A 16,573-nucleotide genomic window follows, 5' to 3' on the forward strand; every position below is an offset into this window, starting at 1 on the left:
GAGCAGCATGGACCTCGACGACGAACGCGAGAGCAGCAACATCGAGGACATGCGCGGCCAGGGCGGCGGCGGCTTCGGCATTCCCGGTTTCGGCGGTGGTGGCGGCGGCTTCAACCTCGGCGGCGGCGGGCTCGGTTGTGGCGGCATCGTCATCGTCGTCGTGCTGGCACTGGTGTTCGGCATCAACCCGCTCAGCCTGCTTGGCGGCGGTGGCGGCGGCCAGGGCGGCGCGCCGACGGCGCAGATCGGCCAACCGGCGCCCGATGCCGGCGCGCCGCGCACCCGGTCCGACATGGACCGCTTCATCGCCCGGGTGCTGGCAACGACCGAGGATACCTGGACGACGATCTTCCAGCAGGAAGTCGGTACCCCCTATCGCGCGCCAAAGCTGGTCTTCTTCGATGCCAATGGGACGCGCTCGGCCTGCGGCGTCGCGCAATCGGCGATGGGGCCGTTCTACTGCCCGGCCGACCAGAAGGTCTATCTCGACCAGAGCTTCTTCGATGAACTCGCCAAGCGCTTCGGCGCGCCGGGGGATTTTGCCGCGGCCTATGTCATCGCCCATGAAGTCGGCCACCATGTCCAGACGCTGCTGGGCATTTCTGACCAGGTCCAGGCAGCACAGGCGCGCGCCTCCAAGACTCAGGGCAACGCCATCCAGGTGCGCATGGAACTTCAGGCCGATTGCCTCGCCGGCGTCTGGGCCAAGGCCAATGCGACCAGGCTGGAACCCGGCGATGTCGAGGAAGCCATGCGCGCTGCCCAGGCGATCGGCGACGACACGCTGCAACGCGCCGCCCAAGGCGTCGTGGTGCCCGAAAGCTTCACCCATGGCAGCAGCGCCCAGCGCACCGAATGGTTCATGCGCGGGCTGAACGAAGGCACGATTGCCGCCTGCGACACCTTCCGCAGCGGCGCGCTATAGAGCGCCCTTGCCGGCTTGGATTGCGCTGAACGGGCCCTAACCGCGCTTGGCGTCGACGATGGTCACCAGTCCCCGCGCCTGGCCGCCGCCCTCGCCGGTCACGGCGATGGTGAAGTCGTCGCCGTCGGCCTTGCGGCCCGAAACCGTATCGCCGCTGCGCGTCACGCGCAGCGCCTTGTCCTCGAACTGCTTCTGATACCAGTCCGCCACCGCGGCGGCGTCGCCGGGCGCGGTAAACCCGATCGCCACCGTGGCGCGCTTGTCCGGCCCGCGGTCGGACGCATTGACCTTGACCGATCGCACCACCGCGCCCGGATACATGCCGACGCCGTCGATATCGAAGGATTCGCCCTTGATCGCACCGGCCGGCAGTTTCAGATTTGCAGCGATGCCGCCGGGCAAGTCGAGCGCGACGCTGTCATTACCGCCATCGCTGGCGACCGCCGTCGCACGTCCGTCGCTGTCGTCCAGGTCGATGCTGATCGACGATCCCTGTTCCCCGGTTTCGGCCTTGTCGTCACTGCATCCCGCAAGCGTGATCAGCGCGGTGGTGGCCAGCAGCCAGATCGGTCGTATCATGGCGGAAACTCCTCGACTGTCCTATAACTATAATACAGGCAGGCGGCGGAATCAATGCCGGCGACAGCGCCCGACGGCTCAGAATTTCCACTTCATCCGCACCATGGCGCGGTTCGACGGAAAGCCGCCGACGCCGACCCGCTCGGTCTCCACCGCCACGCGCCCGCCCAATGCCGAGGTTTCGGCCTTGGGCAGGCCCGGTTCGGGCAGGGGCGCCAGGTCGGGCTTCAACCGATACGGCTGATCACCCTTGGCGCAGACGGTGATCTCGTCGACCTTGCGCTGGCATGGCACCACAGCACGCAACCGCGGGTCGGTCACCAGCGGCGGGCCGAATGCGGCGACCCCCTGCAACATTGCCAGCACATGCAGCATTGCGGGCCCCGCCTGTTTTCAGCCACCGGTCATGGCATGGAGGTGCTTCAATGCGCAGCCTTGCCCGGGCGCAGGTGCAGCACCGCGACGATGGCGCCGCCGACCACCAGCCCGAACAGCCCGGCCCCCAGCGCGCCGACGAGCCAGGTGACGACGCTGGACAGCCCGCCACTGGCGGCGCCCACCCGTTCTGCCGCTGCGTGAATGCTGTGCGCCGGCTCCATCACGCCATAACCTTCCATGCCGTGAAGGATGATGCCGCCGCCCACCCACAACATGGCGGCGGTGCCGACATAGGTCAGCGCCTTCAGGAACGGCGGCATCGCCTTGACCAGCCCACGGCCCAATGCCCGCAACGGCGCCGATCCGGTCTTGGCCAGCGCATAGCCGGCATCATCGGCCTTCACGATCAGCGCCACCGCCCCATAGACCAGCAAAGTGATGCCGAATCCGACAACCGCGAGCACGGCGGCCTGTTCGGCGATCGGCACGTCGCTGACGCTGGCAAGGGTGATCGCCATGATTTCGCCAGACAGGATCAGGTCGGTGCGGATGGCGCTGCCGACCATCCGGTCCTCCACGGCGCGGGCATCCTCATCGAGTATGGCTGCCGGATCTTCGACAACCGGCGCGAATATCTCGTAAATCTTCTCGGCGCCCTCGTAGCAAAGGAATGCCCCACCGGCCATCAACAGCGGCGTGATCGCCCAGGGCGCCAGCCAGCTCAACAGCAGCGCGCCGGGCAGCAGAAACACCAGCTTGTTCTTCAGCGATCCGCGGGCGATCTTGGCGACGATCGGGATTTCGCGATCGGCGGCGAAGCCATGAACATAACGCGGCGTGACGGCCGCATCGTCAATGACCACGCCCGCCGCCTTCGCCGACGCCTTGGCCGCCGCGGCCGCCGTATCGTCGAGCGATGCCGCTGCCACCTTGGCGATTGCCGCAATATCGTCGAGCAGTGCGATAAAGCCCGTTGCCATCTCTGCTCCTGATATGTCCGTTTGCAGATAACCTGCACCACACCACGCTGGTAGATCAGAAGCGTGCACCGGCACAGACTTTCTTAGCCTGCACTAAATGCGCGGGGTCATTTGCAAAGAATGCGCCAAACGACTTTGCGCCGTCTCTGGAGGGTCCGCTAACGAGGGCGCCGGTGCTGCGCAACGTGCCGGCCGCGTCGGGTGCGGTTGACGCCGGCGACCTGGCGCTGCTGTTCGAATTGCGACGGATTGGTATGATGACGACTTTGCTGCCGGGGTCGGTTGGGTGGCCGCGAGCATTTGCGACGGACAAGGAAGCGCCGCTGGCAGCCCTGGCGAACTGGGCAACAGCGCCTGAGCGGCAGGCAGAGGATGGGTCGTTAAGGTTGCACAATATCCCGCTTTCGGCATCGCCCCGCGAGCCGCTGAGCGAATAGCGGTGGCATCTGCGTGAACGTTGAGGGATCGGCTTGCGGACACCCCTGCCCTGCGGTTACACCAGTAGTTATGATGCTCGGAAACCGTCTGTCTCATTTAACTGGTACGATGACCTTTGCAATGAGGGGCGGCTAAACGTACGGATTTGACCATGACCATGACCATGACCATGACCATGACCATGACCATGACCGGGATCGCCATCGGCTATGCACGCTGCTCGACCGACAAGCAGGACCTGACAGTCCAGCGCGAGGCGCTTTTGAAGCTCGGCGTGACGGAAGACCGCATCTACACCGACCACGGTCTGACCGGCACCAATCGGCTGCGGCCCGGTCTTGACCAGGCGCTTGCCGCCGTCCGCGCCGGCGACACGCTGGTGGTTCCCAAGCTCGATCGCCTTGCCCGATCGGTGCCGGACGCCCGCGGCATTGCCGATGAGTTAATGAAGCGCGGTGTGAAACTGCAACTGGGCTCAACGGTGCATGATCCCACCGACCCGATGGGCAAGATGTTCTTCAACATCCTGGCGACCTTCGCCGAGTTCGAGAGCGATCTCATCCGCATGCGCACGCGTGAAGGCATGGCGGTGGCCAAGGCCAAGGGCAAATTGAAGGGCAAGCAACCGAAATTGTCACCTATGCAGAGCCGGGAGCTGCGCCGTATGTACGACATGGGCGACTATTCGATCAGCGATCTGTCGGACGTGTTTAAGGTGTCCCGGCCGACAATCTACCGGACCATCGCCCGGCAACCAAGCGCGTCCGGGCCTTCGATCAAATGGAAACCCGCCACCATTCGTTGATTGGGTTGGCTACGGGCCAAAGACCGCGTCTGGGACATAGTCGCTGTTACTCGCGGGGTCGCTAAAAGTCGGCTTTCGCTCGAACCCGACATTTTCCGGTGCTCTGTCGATGTCGTCGAATCGCGATGTTTTGGCCGTGTCCGAACGGCATGCTGCCATCGTGCTGCATGAATGGTGATTTGCGGCCGCCGCGGCTTGCAGCATTGGAGTGTCACACTGCTCCTGTAGCGCTGACATCAAGATGGTCGATCATAAACTGCAACTTACTGATCGAATTGGAGCCGCCCAGCGACACCTGGCAACACCGCCGATTGGACGCTTGCAGCTTATCGGCTATGCGTCGGGCAATTTCGGCAAGAACCTGCTGTGGAGCACGGCAGACCTAACGCTTCTGTTCCTGTTTACCGATGTTATGGCGGTCGATCCAGCAGTTGCGGGCTGGGTGATCTTGGCGTCTCTGTGCATCAATGCACTGCTTGATCCATTGATGGGTGGGCTTGCAGACCGGGTTCGCAGTCAATTGTCGAGCGCTGAAGGCGGTGCGACGGTTGAATGACGCGGACTTGGCGCGAAAGGCCGCGTTGTCGGTGCGGAATCCGATCTTCTCGGGCCCAATGACATAGATAAAGCCAATCATGCTGGGCTTCAGCCCGATCCGCCGCGCCGCTTCGGCATTCAGGGTTGGAACGGAAATGGCATCAGGGGCGAGGCGAATGCGCACCGGCTGATCCTTGATTTTCATCTCGACAGCATCGCCCATGCGAACCTCAAGATCGCGTTCCGCCGTCTCGGCAGGTTTGGCCGCTGCTGCGCCAGCAGTCGCCACTACTGCGAGGACAAGTGTCGACAAGCACCAACGCATAAGGCTAACCCCCGAGACTGGACGGAAACAGCGGGCGCGTCTCTGAACGAAGGGTGAATAACGGTACTCAGGGCCTGCATCAAGATGATGACCGTTTCGGGGGCGAGAGCTGCTGCGGTGACGTGTCCGCAAAGGGACCGGGATAGAGCGGTCGCCCATTCAAGCAGGCTGGCTTTCTAGGTGAAGACGGCCGTACCGTCGTCGTGCTGATCCGAGCAATCAGACCGTCTTTCCCGTGGCGATCAAAGGTGTCTACATGGCTGAAGCCCACGATGTGATCGTCATTGGCGGCGGCCAGGCCGGTTTGGCGACCGGATATTATCTGCGCCGCGCCGGCCTCGATTTTGTGATCCTTGACGCCGAGGCTGCCGCGGGCGGGGCCTGGCGCCACGCGTGGGACTCGCTGCGGCTGTTCTCGCCAGCGGGGTACAGCTCGATGCCGGGATGGCCGATGCCGGCGCGCACCGAGCCGGGGTATCCGTCGCGCGACGATGTGATCGATTATCTGACCCGCTATGAGGCCCGCTATGATTTGCCAGTCCGCAGGCCAGTCCTGGTCAGTAATGTTGCGCGGGACGGCGATCGGCTTCACGCCGAAACCGATCAGGGTGAATTTCGGTCTCGGGCGGTGGTGAGTGCGACCGGCACATGGTCGACACCCTTCATTCCGGATTACCCAGGGCGCGACCTGTTCCGCGGACAACAGCTCCATTCAGCCCGCTATGTCAGGCCAGATGCATTCGTCGGCCAGACCGTCCTCGTCGTCGGTGGCGGCAATTCCGGCGCGCAGATCCTCGCCGAAGTATCAAAGGTCGCCGAGACGACCTGGGTGACGGTGACCGAGCCGCTGTTCCTGCCTGACGATGTCGACGGCCGGGTGCTGTTCGAACGGGCGACAGCGCGGCTGCGCGGTGGATCGGCCGATGCGCCCATCGGTGGCATCGGTGATATCGTGATGCTGCCGCCGGTCATCGAGGCGCGGGAACGCGGCGTTCTGCAGTCCGTCAGGCCCTTCAACCGCATGACCGCGGGCGGGGTCGTTTGGCCGGACGGCCGCGAGACATCCGTCGATGCGATTATCTGGTGCACCGGATTTCGTCCAGCGCTTGCGCACCTGGCAGGGATGGGCGTGATCGAGGCCGATGGTCGCGTCGCCGTAGAAGCCCAGCAGTCCGTCAAGGAGCCAGGATTGTGGCTTACCGGTTACGGCGACTGGTGCGGCGCCGGCTCGGCGACGTTGATCGGGTCATCGCGCATTGCACGCGATCTCGTGCCGAAACTTCAGGCGCATCTTGCGTCGACGATGGCGACCTGACCGAACAGCCGCCCGTTCGCGCCTAAGCCCCGGTCAGGTCCCGCGACCGAGGGCGGCTGTAATATGGCTGTCCGCCTCGGTCACGATGCCCTTGTCCTTGCGTTCGGAATAGCGGTCGACAAGTTGCGCAGCATGCGGCCGCATCAGAATGGTGAAGCGCACCAGTTCCTCGACCACATCGACGATACGATCATAATATGCTGACGGCAGCATGCGCCCGGCCTCGTCGAATTCCTTGTACGCCATCGCGACGCTCGACTGGTTGGGGATGGTGAACATCCGCATCCAGCGGCCAAGAATCCGCAGCGTGTTGACGCTGTTGAACGATTGCGAGCCAGCGCTGACCTGCATCACCGCCAGCGTGCGCCCTTGGGTGGGCCGCTGGCCCTTCATCTCCAGCGGCAGATGATCGATCTGGGTCTTCATGATCCCAGTGATCTGGCCGTGGCGTTCGGGACTGCACCAGACCTGGCCTTCCGACCAGATCGAATGGGCGCGCAGTTCCGCCACCGCCGGATGGTCGTCCCCTGCAACCTGGTCGGGCAGTGGCAGGTCCGACGGATTGAAGATCCGCGTCTCCGCACCGAAGAGTTGCAGCAGCCGCGCCGCTTCCTCGACGACCAGTCGCGAGTAAGATCGTTCGCGCAGCGAGCCGTAGAGTAGGAGAATGCGCGGCGGCGGATCCAGCGGGCCAAGGCCGTCGCCCGGACTGGCGCGAACGAAACTGGGGTCGAGTGCTGGCAGATGGTCGGGGTCGCGAAGCGTCAAAAGTCGGGTGGTCATCCGGTTGGCTCCGTGCCGGCGACAAGATACGCCGGCAATTCGTCAGCCGGCTTGGTCGCGAGTTCCGCGTCGGTCAGGCGGGCGTAGATTTCGATAAGGTTGCCGTCGGGGTCGCGTAGCCAGAGCTCATGCAGCGGCGTGCCCTTCCAGGTGGTGCGTGGCGGCTTTTCGACGGCGACGCCAAAGTCGACAGCGCGATGATAGCTTTCGATCACCGCAGCCTTGTCGGCAACCGCGAGGCCCAGATGGTAAAGCGTATCGTGGTTGAGCGGCTTACCGTCAGCAACGACGATGACGAAGTTGAGGTTGAGATCGGGGCGCAGGAAGGTCGCATAGCGATGCGTCCATTCCTTCGGCCAGGCATCGAACAGCCAGGCATAGAAACGCGCGCAGGCGGGCAGGTCGGCAACGCGAAGGCTGGCGTGGAACTCGGTGCCGGGCGGGCCTGGCGGCAGGGCAAGCAATCCATGCAGCACGTCGAGCCGCGCCGCGATCACATCGCGCGCCGTAGCAAACCGCGCCCGCAATTCGTCTTCGGTCAGGGTCGGGTCAGTCGACGCCGGGTCGGCGATTGGCCAGTGCAAGCGCTTCACCCGGCCCGGCAGCACCGGGCAGACCTCCTCGGCGCAAAGCGTGATGACGAGGTCGATCGATGCCGGATCGATGTCGGCGACGGATTTGGAGGTGTGGCCGCTGATGTCGATGCCCTTATCGGCCATGGCGGCGATCGCGAAGGGGTTGACCCGCGACGGACTGGAGCCAGCGCTCATCACGACGGCATCATCGCCGAGCATGGCGCGGGCAAGCCCTTCCGCCATCTGGCTACGTGCCGAATTGGCGACGCAAAGGAACAGGATGCGCATGGTGTCAGGCTTTCTTGGATTCAGGTGCGCGGATCGGGGTTTCCTGCGCCGGGAACCAGTGGGTGGTGCGATTGGCGAACCATACCAGGGAAAGCATCACCGGCACCTCGACAAGGACGCCGACGACGGTGACAAGCGCAGCGATCGAGTTGAGCCCGAACAGCCCGATGGCAACGGCGACGGCAAGTTCGAAGAAGTTCGATGTGCCGATCATCGCGCACGGCGCCGCCACATTGTGCGGCACCCGCCAAGCCTTGGCGGCCCAATAGGAAATGGCAAAGATGCCATAGGACTGGATCAGCAGCGGCACGGCGATCATGGCGATGACGAGGGGCTGGCTGAGAATGATCTCGCCCTGGAAGCCGAACAGCAGCACAACCGTGGCGAGAAGGCCGACAATGGAGAATGGCTTCACCGCAGCCGTGAATGCCGAGACGGCGGCTTCGGCTTGCGCCTGACTGGCGGCATCGCGGGTCATCAACACGCGGGTGATGATGCCCGCTACCAGCGGCACGACGACATAGAGCCCTACCGACAGCAGCAACGTGCCCCATGGCACCACGATATCGGTGACGCCGAGCAGCAGCGCGACGATCGGCGCATAGGCAAAGACCATGATCGCATCGTTGAGCGACACCTGCGCCAGCGTGTAATTTGGATCACCCTTGGTCATCTGCGACCAGACGAACACCATCGCGGTGCACGGCGCGGCACCAAGCAGGATCAGCCCGGCGATATACTGGTCCGATGTTCCCGGGGCGATGAAAGGCGCAAAAACGAATTCGAAGAACAGGACGCCGAGCGCAGCCATGGTGAAGGGCTTGATCAGCCAGTTGACCGTCAAGGTGATGATCAGACCCTTGGGCCGTTCATGGACCCGCGCAAGGGCGCGGAAATCGACCGCCACCATCATCGGATAGACCATGAACCAGATGAGCACGGCGACGACGAAATTGACCGAGCCATATTCGAGCGACGCCAGAAACGCGACCAGCGCCGGAGCGATCTCACCCAGTGCGATGCCGGCGATGAGTGCAAAACCCACCCAGACGGAGAGATAGCGCTCGAAAATGGGCATCAGCAGGCACTCTCGAGTTTGCGATCTGCGGGCACCCCGCTCGGCGACGGAAGTGCTGCCAGGATGGAATCGATGATGTCGACCCAGGCTTGTGGAACATCCTGCCGGCGCCGGTAGCGAACCCATTGCGCATCACGCCTGTCCGAGAGCAGCCCGGCCGCTTTCAGGCGGCTCATGTGGCGTGACATGCGCGACTGGGTGGCACCCAGCTGATCCATCAGGTCACAAACGCAGTGCTCGTCGCCATCCCAGACAATCTGCAGCGCGCGCAGCCGCGTGGGCTCGGCAAGCGCGTTCAAAAGGTCGCTGATCTTATCATCCACCGCCGCTTTCTATGCGTCTATGCGCATAACCGCAATAGCATGGCTCCGGACGATCAGGAAACAGTGGCCTAGCGCCCCACCGGCAGTGCAAGGGCCTGTCGCATGACGTAGTAGAGCGTGTTCTGCTCGATCGTGCCTTTCACCAGATGGGCCATCGGCCCTGACGCACGCGCGAGCACGTCGTCGCCGGCATGGGTCTCTGAGTTGAGCGGGACGAGGGACTGCTGTTTATAATCGAGCGCGGTGGTGTCGACCTGCAGCGGGTCGGGTCGCGGCGTCTCTGTGACTGCACCAGGTCCACCGGCATAGCCGAGCGTCGTATAGCCCTTGCCGTCCTTTGCCTTGACGGCTTGCCCTCCGAAGGCCGCCGTACCGAGTATCGGATTGCCGCGGCTCGGATAGCCGCTGATCGACATCGTGTGACTATGGTCGGCCGTGACCAGCACGAGTGTATCCTGGCGGTTCGTCATCTCGAGGGCCGCCTTGACGGCCTCGTCGAGCGCGATGGTATCTTCCAGCGCGCGACGGGCATTGCCGGCGTGGTGCGCATGGTCGATCCGGCCGCCTTCCACCAGCAGCACATAGCCCTTGTCCCGGCTGCCCAGCATGGTGATTGCCGCGCGCGTCATTTCGGCGAGGGAAGGCTCGCCGCCGACGTCCTTCGCGCGATCGGCTTCATATTGCATATGGTCCGGCTCGAAGAGGCCAAGCAGGCGCGACGTGCTGCGAAGATCGACTTTGGCGAATGACTGGCTGCTCCAGACATAGGCGCCGCGTGGATTGCGATTTTGCCATTCAGCGGTCAGGTCGCGCTTGTCGGTGCGCTTGCCCTTGCGATCTGCGTATTCAGGATCTGATGCACTGGCCGGCAGGAAAAAGGCGCGCCCACCTCCCAGGATGACGTCGAGACGCGAGCCGACTTCGCCTTCGATCATCTGCCGGACGACGTCGATGCAGCCCTGTTTGCGGGCATCCGCCGAAAGGTCGCCGTCCGCTTCCCAATCACGTTGGGGCGTGTGCGCATAGCTCGCAGCCGGCGTGGCATGGGTAATTCGCGCCGTCGACACCACCCCGGTCGCGAGTCCCTGCCCCTGTGCAAGTTCGAACAGCGAAGGCAGGCGATGCGACTTGCTTGCCGCGCAATCATTCTCGGCTGCTTCCGGCCCAATGCCGATGACGCCGTTGCGCGTCTTGACCCCCGTCAGCATTGCCGTCGCCGTCGGCGCCGAATCCGACACCTGCCCGTCATGCGAATAGGTTTTGACCAGCGCGGTGTTGGGCAACCGGTCCATCGCGGTGACGAAGGATTCCCCGTCCACACCCTGGCGCTGGCCCTGGTGGATGCGCGCCGCTGTCAGGGTGGTCACGCCCATGCCATCACCGATGAACAGGATAATGTTGCGCGCCTTGCCGACGATCGGCGCCTCCGCATTCAGGCGCTCCAACTCGGCCATGGCTTGCGCCCGGTAAGCGTCCGTCGTCGAAGCCGGTTGGGCGACCGTAGTATCCGGAGAAACGGTAAGGACGAGGGCGGCAAATATAACGGCGCTGCGATGAAACATGGGTCACTCCTGGGTGTTCCCTTGTCACACTTCTTGTGACGGCGTGATTACAACGACCTGTAGTCGACCGATGAGCCGGACCGAGCGTGCGGGTTCGGTCAGCTCTGAAGATACAAGCTGCGCAGCCGAGTCAATTCTGCGGGTCCGAGCCCCATGTTTTCGCGAAGATAGCGGCTCATGCCACCCTTGGCGTCGATCGCGGCGAACGCCGCCTCGATATACTGCCTGTCGACCCCCATCAGCGCTTGCACGACATCGGGGGGCAGGCGCGCGAACATCGCCATCGTCGGATCGGGAGCGGCGCCGGGCTTCGGTGGCTTTGGCTTGTAATACCGGTTCGACAGCAGATAATCTTCAATCACTGTCTCGCGCGGCACACCGAGCGCACTGAGAACCAGTGCCGCCGCCAACCCTGTTCGATCCTTGCCTGCGGAACAGTTGAACGCCAGCGGGCGGTCACTCTTCAGCAGCTCGCCGAACATTTCCTTGTATTGCGACGCAAAGCTGAACGGCATGTCGGCATAGACCGCTGTCATCGCGGCCCGGGTCTTTTCCGCCGAGACATCGCCGCCGCTGGTGAACAGCGTCATCAGCGGCGCCATGTCGAGCTTGTAGTCGCGTACCAGTACCCGCATGTTCATTTCGGCCGGCCAGTTGACCGGATCACGGTCGCGTTCCTCGTTGGCACGCAGATCGCACACGGCGCCGATGCCGAGATCGTTCAGATAGCGAAAATCCGCCGCTGTCAGCCCGCTCATCACCGCTGACCGATAGATATGTCCCCAGGCGACGGGCTTGCCGCCGGCGCCACGGTACCCGCCGAGGTCGCGAAAATTGACGCCGCCTTCGAGCGGCAACAGACTTTCGGCGAGGCGAAGCTCATGCCCCTTGTCGTCGCGCACCACAAAATAAGGGCGTGGGCTCGCTGCGGCGACGACCACCGTCTCGCTCCCGCGAATGGCATTGCCGACCACCGTGCCATCCTTGGCTAGAGCGTCGCCGCGGGGCACTTGCCAGACCGTCACCGCATCACCCAGTCCGGTCCAGCGCAGCGTGAGCTTGTCGCCATCGCGCTCGGCCGAACCCGTCGGCCGCGCGAGCGCGCTGGCGGTTTCTTTGGCTGCGACTGGCGCTGCCGACGACAGTGGCGCCAGCACCAGCGCGATTGCGATCAACGTCTCTGCGCGCATCGCCGTTTCTCCTCAAAAGTTGAAGCGTACGCCGCCAAGGTAGCGGCGGCCGATCTGCTCGACTTCGGTCGGCCGGTCGCGCGCGCCCTGATAGGCGACGTAGGTTTCGTTGGTCAGGTTGGTCGCGTCGACGAACACGGTGATGTTGGGTGTCACCGCATAGCGCAGCGCCACATCGAGGTTGGCATATCCGGCGCGGCGCTCATCGCCGTTCACGCCCACGCCGAAGCCGCCGAGCGTATCGACCCAGTCCGAGCGCCACTGATACGAAACGCGCCCCGAAAAGCCGTACTTCTCATAGAACAGCGAGGCGTTGACGATGCGGTCCGACGTGCCGGGAAAGCCGGCGCCGGTGCGGTCGAAGGTGTCGAAGCTGCCGCCGATGAACGAAATATTGCCCTGGAAGCCAAAGCCCGAGAGTGCGCCGGGGAGGAACTTGAACTGCTGGAGATAGGATAGTTCGAGGCCGTAGAGCTTGCCATTGTCTCCGTTCAGCGTCGAAATCAGATCATAGTTCGAGCGATCGATGCCACCGGAATTGTAGATGTCGGAATTTACGCGGGTGCGGCTGTCGAACAGCACGTTGCTCACCCAGCGGTAGTAGATGCTGGCCGACAATAGTCCGTTGCCGGGAATATAATACTCGAGCGCTGTGTCGACGCCCCATGTGTATTCGGGCCGCAGGTTCGGGTTGCCCCCCGAAACCGTCCCCGGAGTCGAGGTGTCGGATATCGCAGCTCCGGTGCGGACCTGGCCGAAGCCCGGACGCGACACGCTGCGCTGACCCGCAAGGCGGAACACGATATCGTCGGTCAAGTCGATCTTGGCGTTAACGCTGGGGAAGAAATCCCAATAGGAGTTGCGCACGGTCAGCGGCGTCACGGTCGTGCCGACGCGGACGAAACCGCTGCTCTCCTGCACAAAATTTTCAAGCCGGCCGCCGAACACGACGCGCGCGGTGCCGAATTCGACCGCACCGCTGGCATAGGCGGCAAACAGCTTCTCGCCGATCTCGTAACGGTCAGTCGGGCTGATGAAGTTCTCGACATCAAAGCCGCCCGGGGTCTGCGCATCGAGCGCCCTTTCGAGATCGACACGCAGGCGCTTGTTATCGACATAGTTAAAGCTGGTCCCGCTCGGGAAACCCGTTACCCAGGGCCGGTCGGTTACGTAATCGCCTGCCGGCAAGCCGGTGATGTTGCGGGTGATCTGGCTGAACACATTGCCGTCGATATCGCGGTCGTCATATTGCGCGCCGAACCGGACTTCGACATCGCCGATCGCGCCGAGCACATCCGCCTTGGCGGTGTAGCTTTCCGAGCGGATGCTCGAATACAGCGGCAGCGCAACGTTGAAATCGAAAGCGGCCTGATTGAATGCCGACACGGGGACACCGCGCACCCGTGCCGGGTTCGGCGGTGTGCCGGGGCCCGGCACGGTGGTGAACAGCGACAGGATCGGCAGGTCGGGATTGCTGCGATCATAGGTCAGGCTTGGACGCAGAAACGGGTTGATCGCCTGGTTCTGCAGCAGCAACGGGATGTAACTGGTGTTGACGACCTTGGTGTAGTTGCCGCGCCAGGTTGCCGACCAGTCGTCGGTCAGTTCGTGGTCGCCGCCAAGCGTGACCAGATAATTGCGGTTGCGATAGTCCGAGTCCGACATGGTGCCGCGCACCGAAACGCCGACCAGGTCACCGCTCACAGCGCCGCGTGTCCCCGAGAATGCGGTCGAATTCTGGAACGCATACTGGTTGCGCTCCTCATCGTCATTGAACTCGGTGAAAATGCCCTTGATAAAGATGCGCTGGCCCTCCGACGGCTGGAACTCCAGCCCGGCCGAAAGCCCGTTGTTCTCGCGCGTCAGGCGATAGTTGCGGAAATCGAAGGTCGTCGGCAGATTGTCGGCGCCGTAGGCGAATTCGCGGTTGTCGGTCACCTGGTCCCGCCAATAATGTGACCCGGCGAGCAGCACCCCGACCTTGTCGTTCGACCAGGACGCCCGCAGCGATGCCTGCCGCTGCTGGCCGCCGCCCAACTCCATCCACCCATAGCCGACATCGCCGGCAACATCGAAGCCCTTGCGATCCATCGGCGAAAACGTCTTCATGTCGATCAGCGCCACCACCGCTTCAGCGGGCAGATCGGCCGTCAACGACTTGTTGACGGTGACGCTCGACAGGATGACGCTGGGGATCGCGTCGAAGCGGAAGGCGCGGCTGCCGCCGCCTTCATCGACCCCGACGATCGGCACGCCATCGACGAGAACGCTGGTCCAGCGGTTCGGAGCGCCGCGCACCTGGATGTAGCGTTCCTGACCTTGGTCACGCTGTACTGCGACCGCCGGCAAGCGGCTGAGCGCCGCAGCCGAATTCTGGTCAGGAAAGCGGCCAATGGAGTCCGCGGCAAGCACCGACACGAGATTATCGGCACGGCGCTGCTCTTGAATCGCAAGTGCCTGCGCCTCGGCGATAGGCGCGCGTACGACGATTTCCTCTTCGTCGACCACCGGAGCATTAACGGCCGCTGTAGCAAGTGCAGCCTGCGCCCAACCAGGACCCGACCAGACGACAAGCGCTGCCCCCGCAAGCCATCGTCCAACGCTCATCTTAACGATTTGCATGCCTATGCCCCCTTGACCCGCCAGCGGGCTAAGGGGCGTTCATTGCTTTACTGTTGCGGCTTAATGGCAATTCTGGGAAAGTTAAATTTCCCACTTGTGACGAACGTGCGGAAAGGTTGAGCGCAAAGCCGGCCGAGGCACTGTGTCGATCGACAGGTAGAACCGCCCATGCCGTATGCTTAGGCGTCAGCACAGGGTCGGCGAATATGCGGCCAATTGTGCTCTGTCCTGTCAGTGCTACTCGGACAGCGAAGTTCGGCCGCCCCCAGTTGTCCGTAGGGGGACCCGCGATGTGGCAGACCACCGACGGCCCGCTTTTGGAATTGCTGCTTTCCGTCAGATTCGGGACGATGGTTCCCGGAACCGCGGTCGGTCGAACCGTACTGGCTAGACGTGATGCAAAGTTATTGTTGATCGAAGACTAGGCCAAGCCAGCCATGTCCCGACCGCGTAGGTTAGCCCGTAGCACAGAACGATAACAGAGCTGACGATCGCAAAGGTATCGACCAACTGCGGCTTGAACACGAGCAAGGGGACGAGCGCCAGTCCGCGAAGCAGATACACGCCGGTGATGAGAACCAACACGGTGCGCAACATGGGCAGTCGCCGAACAAGGCCTGCGGCAGAGAATGCGTACAATGCCCATACGGCAAGGATCGCGGCAATCGCCGCCGTAACCAGGCCGGGCATTGCTGAGCCGCGTTCGGCCGCCCGCGCCAACTCTTCCCCGGCTCCGAAGAACCGATACCAGTCGGGGCTGCCAATGATGGTTGCGACGTGCAACAATGATGCAGCGGTGCTCAAAAGTCCTGCTGCGACCAGCCAGCCATTTTTCATTGATTCAACTCACGTGCGCTTGGTGATGGAGCGTTTCAGCGCGGAGCATGAAGATGCCGCACGTCAGAAGGGCAGCCCAGATGACAATCCCTTCGATCGCGAGAGCGTGATACAGTCTTGCGTTGATCCACGCGCCGGCCGTGCCCGCATCGGGCGACACGAAGGCATAGGCTACGATGTATAGAGGGATCATCGAGCTCGCGGTTTGCACCAAAGCCAATGCCCCCCGCAGGTAGCTCCATACTGCCGCCGCTGCGAAGAGGGCGGACGTCAGACCGAAAACCAACGCACTGGACGCATGAGCGTCAACCAGCCGACCCGCTATTGCAGCAGACAGGATCGAAAGCGCGAGCATTCCGCAGATTGTGGCGAACCGCATCGACCGAGCGGCGAATGTCATGGTCAACGTCCTCTCCTTGAGCGAACCCCAAATGCATCCGACGGCGAAGGATAACGCTGCCTTCCCATCCTCGATCGCGGCCACCTCGGCTTTCATCGCAGCAGCCCAAGATGCGCGTTCGGGTGGAAGCAGCACAGCGCACCACCCGATGAGCGTGAGCGCCAAAAAGCGATTATGATTGTTCATGCGGTTATCCCGATCAGCCGAGGCCTGGTCATTTCCGCCCGGGCCAGCATAGACTGGGCAAAGGCGCGACCTGAAGGGGTGAGCCGATACGCATGACGCGGGGCGCGAGCCGGAGGAACAGGTGGGCGCCACTCGGATTCGAGCAGCCCGTCGTCCGCCAGACGCATCAGCAGCGGGTAAAGCGTACCGGATTTGAGCTGCGTTTCCTGAAGCAGATCATATCCGTGCCGCCACATTTCCGGGCGCGCGATCAGCGCTTCCAGAACGGACAGCGATTGACGTGATGAATGAGGACGTGGTGCCATTCTTGATTATCTACCTATGTAGATAATGGTCGTCAATCAGGCATTTGGGACTGGCTGCGCATCGCTGACCTTCTTCACCACCGCCCTCAGCTAAGCCGCGCCATTGTCTCATAACTGGTTGCATAGCGCCGGACCTGTCGAG

18 protein-coding genes are annotated in these 16,573 nt (G+C 63.1%); 5 read left to right on the forward strand and 13 right to left on the reverse strand.

The annotated features are described in order from the left end of the window. The first annotated feature begins 7 nt into the window (after window positions 1-7). A complete protein-coding gene (ypfJ, locus tag GGQ62_RS11560) occupies window positions 8-925 on the forward strand; it encodes a KPN_02809 family neutral zinc metallopeptidase (protein WP_152577186.1) in 918 nt (305 codons plus the stop codon). Window positions 926-961: 36 nt separating this feature from the next. Here ypfJ and GGQ62_RS11565 read toward each other — a convergent pair whose 3' ends face one another. The 3 genes from GGQ62_RS11565 to GGQ62_RS11575 all read right to left on the reverse strand — a co-directional run bounded on the left by GGQ62_RS11565 (window position 962) and on the right by GGQ62_RS11575 (window position 2,862). Further along, a complete protein-coding gene (locus tag GGQ62_RS11565) occupies window positions 962-1,504 on the reverse strand; it encodes a hypothetical protein (RefSeq protein WP_152577185.1) in 543 nt (180 codons plus the stop codon). Between the two features lie 78 nt (window positions 1,505-1,582). Next, entirely contained in the window at window positions 1,583-1,879 is a 297-nt protein-coding gene (locus tag GGQ62_RS11570; RefSeq protein WP_152577184.1) for a hypothetical protein, read from the reverse strand. A 47-nt stretch (window positions 1,880-1,926) separates the two neighbouring features. Continuing rightward, window positions 1,927-2,862: a DUF808 domain-containing protein gene (locus GGQ62_RS11575; protein ID WP_152577183.1), complete on the reverse strand. Its 936-nt coding sequence runs from the start codon at window positions 2,860-2,862 to the stop codon at window positions 1,927-1,929. A 173-nt stretch (window positions 2,863-3,035) separates the two neighbouring features. On the opposite strand from GGQ62_RS11575, the gene GGQ62_RS11580 reads away from it, so the two are divergent. The 4 genes from GGQ62_RS11580 to GGQ62_RS11595 all read left to right on the forward strand — a co-directional run bounded on the left by GGQ62_RS11580 (window position 3,036) and on the right by GGQ62_RS11595 (window position 6,282). Beyond that, a complete protein-coding gene (locus GGQ62_RS11580) occupies window positions 3,036-3,299 on the forward strand; it encodes a hypothetical protein (RefSeq protein WP_152577182.1) in 264 nt (87 codons plus the stop codon). 152 nt (window positions 3,300-3,451) lie between these two features. Further along, entirely contained in the window at window positions 3,452-4,105 is a 654-nt protein-coding gene (locus GGQ62_RS11585; protein WP_243446073.1) for a recombinase family protein, read from the forward strand. 241 nt (window positions 4,106-4,346) lie between these two features. After that, on the forward strand, window positions 4,347-4,661 hold the full coding sequence (locus GGQ62_RS16775; protein ID WP_152577181.1) for an MFS transporter: 315 nt from the start codon (window positions 4,347-4,349) through the stop codon (window positions 4,659-4,661). A 562-nt stretch (window positions 4,662-5,223) separates the two neighbouring features. Next, window positions 5,224-6,282 carry an ArsO family NAD(P)H-dependent flavin-containing monooxygenase gene (locus GGQ62_RS11595; protein ID WP_152577180.1) on the forward strand — a complete coding sequence of 353 codons (1,059 nt, stop codon included), beginning with the start codon at window positions 5,224-5,226 and terminating at the stop codon, window positions 6,280-6,282. Window positions 6,283-6,315: 33 nt separating this feature from the next. Here the strand turns inward: GGQ62_RS11595 and arsH are convergent, their stop codons facing one another. The 10 genes from arsH to GGQ62_RS11650 form a co-directional block, all read right to left on the reverse strand. After that, window positions 6,316-7,065: an arsenical resistance protein ArsH gene (arsH, locus tag GGQ62_RS11600; protein WP_152577179.1), complete on the reverse strand. Its 750-nt coding sequence runs from the start codon at window positions 7,063-7,065 to the stop codon at window positions 6,316-6,318. Beyond that, window positions 7,062-7,928 (reverse strand): VOC family protein, encoded by an 867-nt coding sequence (locus tag GGQ62_RS16105; RefSeq protein WP_207790481.1) that lies wholly within the window; start codon window positions 7,926-7,928, stop codon window positions 7,062-7,064. Before GGQ62_RS16105 ends, arsH begins: the two co-directional genes overlap by 4 nt. A 4-nt stretch (window positions 7,929-7,932) precedes the next feature. Next, on the reverse strand, window positions 7,933-9,006 hold the full coding sequence (arsB, locus tag GGQ62_RS11615; RefSeq protein ID WP_152577178.1) for an ACR3 family arsenite efflux transporter: 1,074 nt from the start codon (window positions 9,004-9,006) through the stop codon (window positions 7,933-7,935). Further along, entirely contained in the window at window positions 9,006-9,329 is a 324-nt protein-coding gene (locus GGQ62_RS11620) for an ArsR/SmtB family transcription factor (protein WP_152577177.1), read from the reverse strand. Before GGQ62_RS11620 ends, arsB begins: the two co-directional genes overlap by 1 nt. A gap of 68 nt (window positions 9,330-9,397) precedes the next feature. Further along, window positions 9,398-10,891, reverse strand: a complete 1,494-nt coding sequence (locus GGQ62_RS11625) for an alkaline phosphatase family protein (protein WP_152577176.1) — start codon at window positions 10,889-10,891, stop codon at window positions 9,398-9,400. A 98-nt stretch (window positions 10,892-10,989) separates the two neighbouring features. Further along, complete coding sequence (locus GGQ62_RS11630; RefSeq protein WP_152577175.1) at window positions 10,990-12,081, reverse strand: tyrosine-protein phosphatase; 1,092 nt, start codon at window positions 12,079-12,081, stop codon at window positions 10,990-10,992. 12 nt (window positions 12,082-12,093) lie between these two features. Next, a complete protein-coding gene (locus tag GGQ62_RS11635) occupies window positions 12,094-14,703 on the reverse strand; it encodes a TonB-dependent receptor (RefSeq protein ID WP_424022255.1) in 2,610 nt (869 codons plus the stop codon). Window positions 14,704-15,090: 387 nt separating this feature from the next. Continuing rightward, the gene (locus GGQ62_RS11640; RefSeq protein ID WP_152577173.1) at window positions 15,091-15,540 is read right to left on the reverse strand and encodes a hypothetical protein; all 450 of its coding nucleotides are present in this window, start codon (window positions 15,538-15,540) and stop codon (window positions 15,091-15,093) included. 4 nt (window positions 15,541-15,544) lie between these two features. Continuing rightward, window positions 15,545-16,126, reverse strand: coding sequence for a hypothetical protein (locus GGQ62_RS11645; protein ID WP_152577172.1), 582 nt, complete (start codon window positions 16,124-16,126; stop codon window positions 15,545-15,547). Then, window positions 16,123-16,431, reverse strand: a complete 309-nt coding sequence (locus GGQ62_RS11650; RefSeq protein WP_194163360.1) for a PadR family transcriptional regulator — start codon at window positions 16,429-16,431, stop codon at window positions 16,123-16,125. The genes GGQ62_RS11645 and GGQ62_RS11650 overlap by 4 nt, the downstream gene beginning before the upstream one ends. Window positions 16,432-16,573 lie beyond the last annotated feature (142 nt).

The organism is Polymorphobacter fuscus, assembly GCF_011927825.1.
GTDB classification, from domain to species: domain Bacteria; phylum Pseudomonadota; class Alphaproteobacteria; order Sphingomonadales; family Sphingomonadaceae; genus Sandarakinorhabdus; species Sandarakinorhabdus fusca.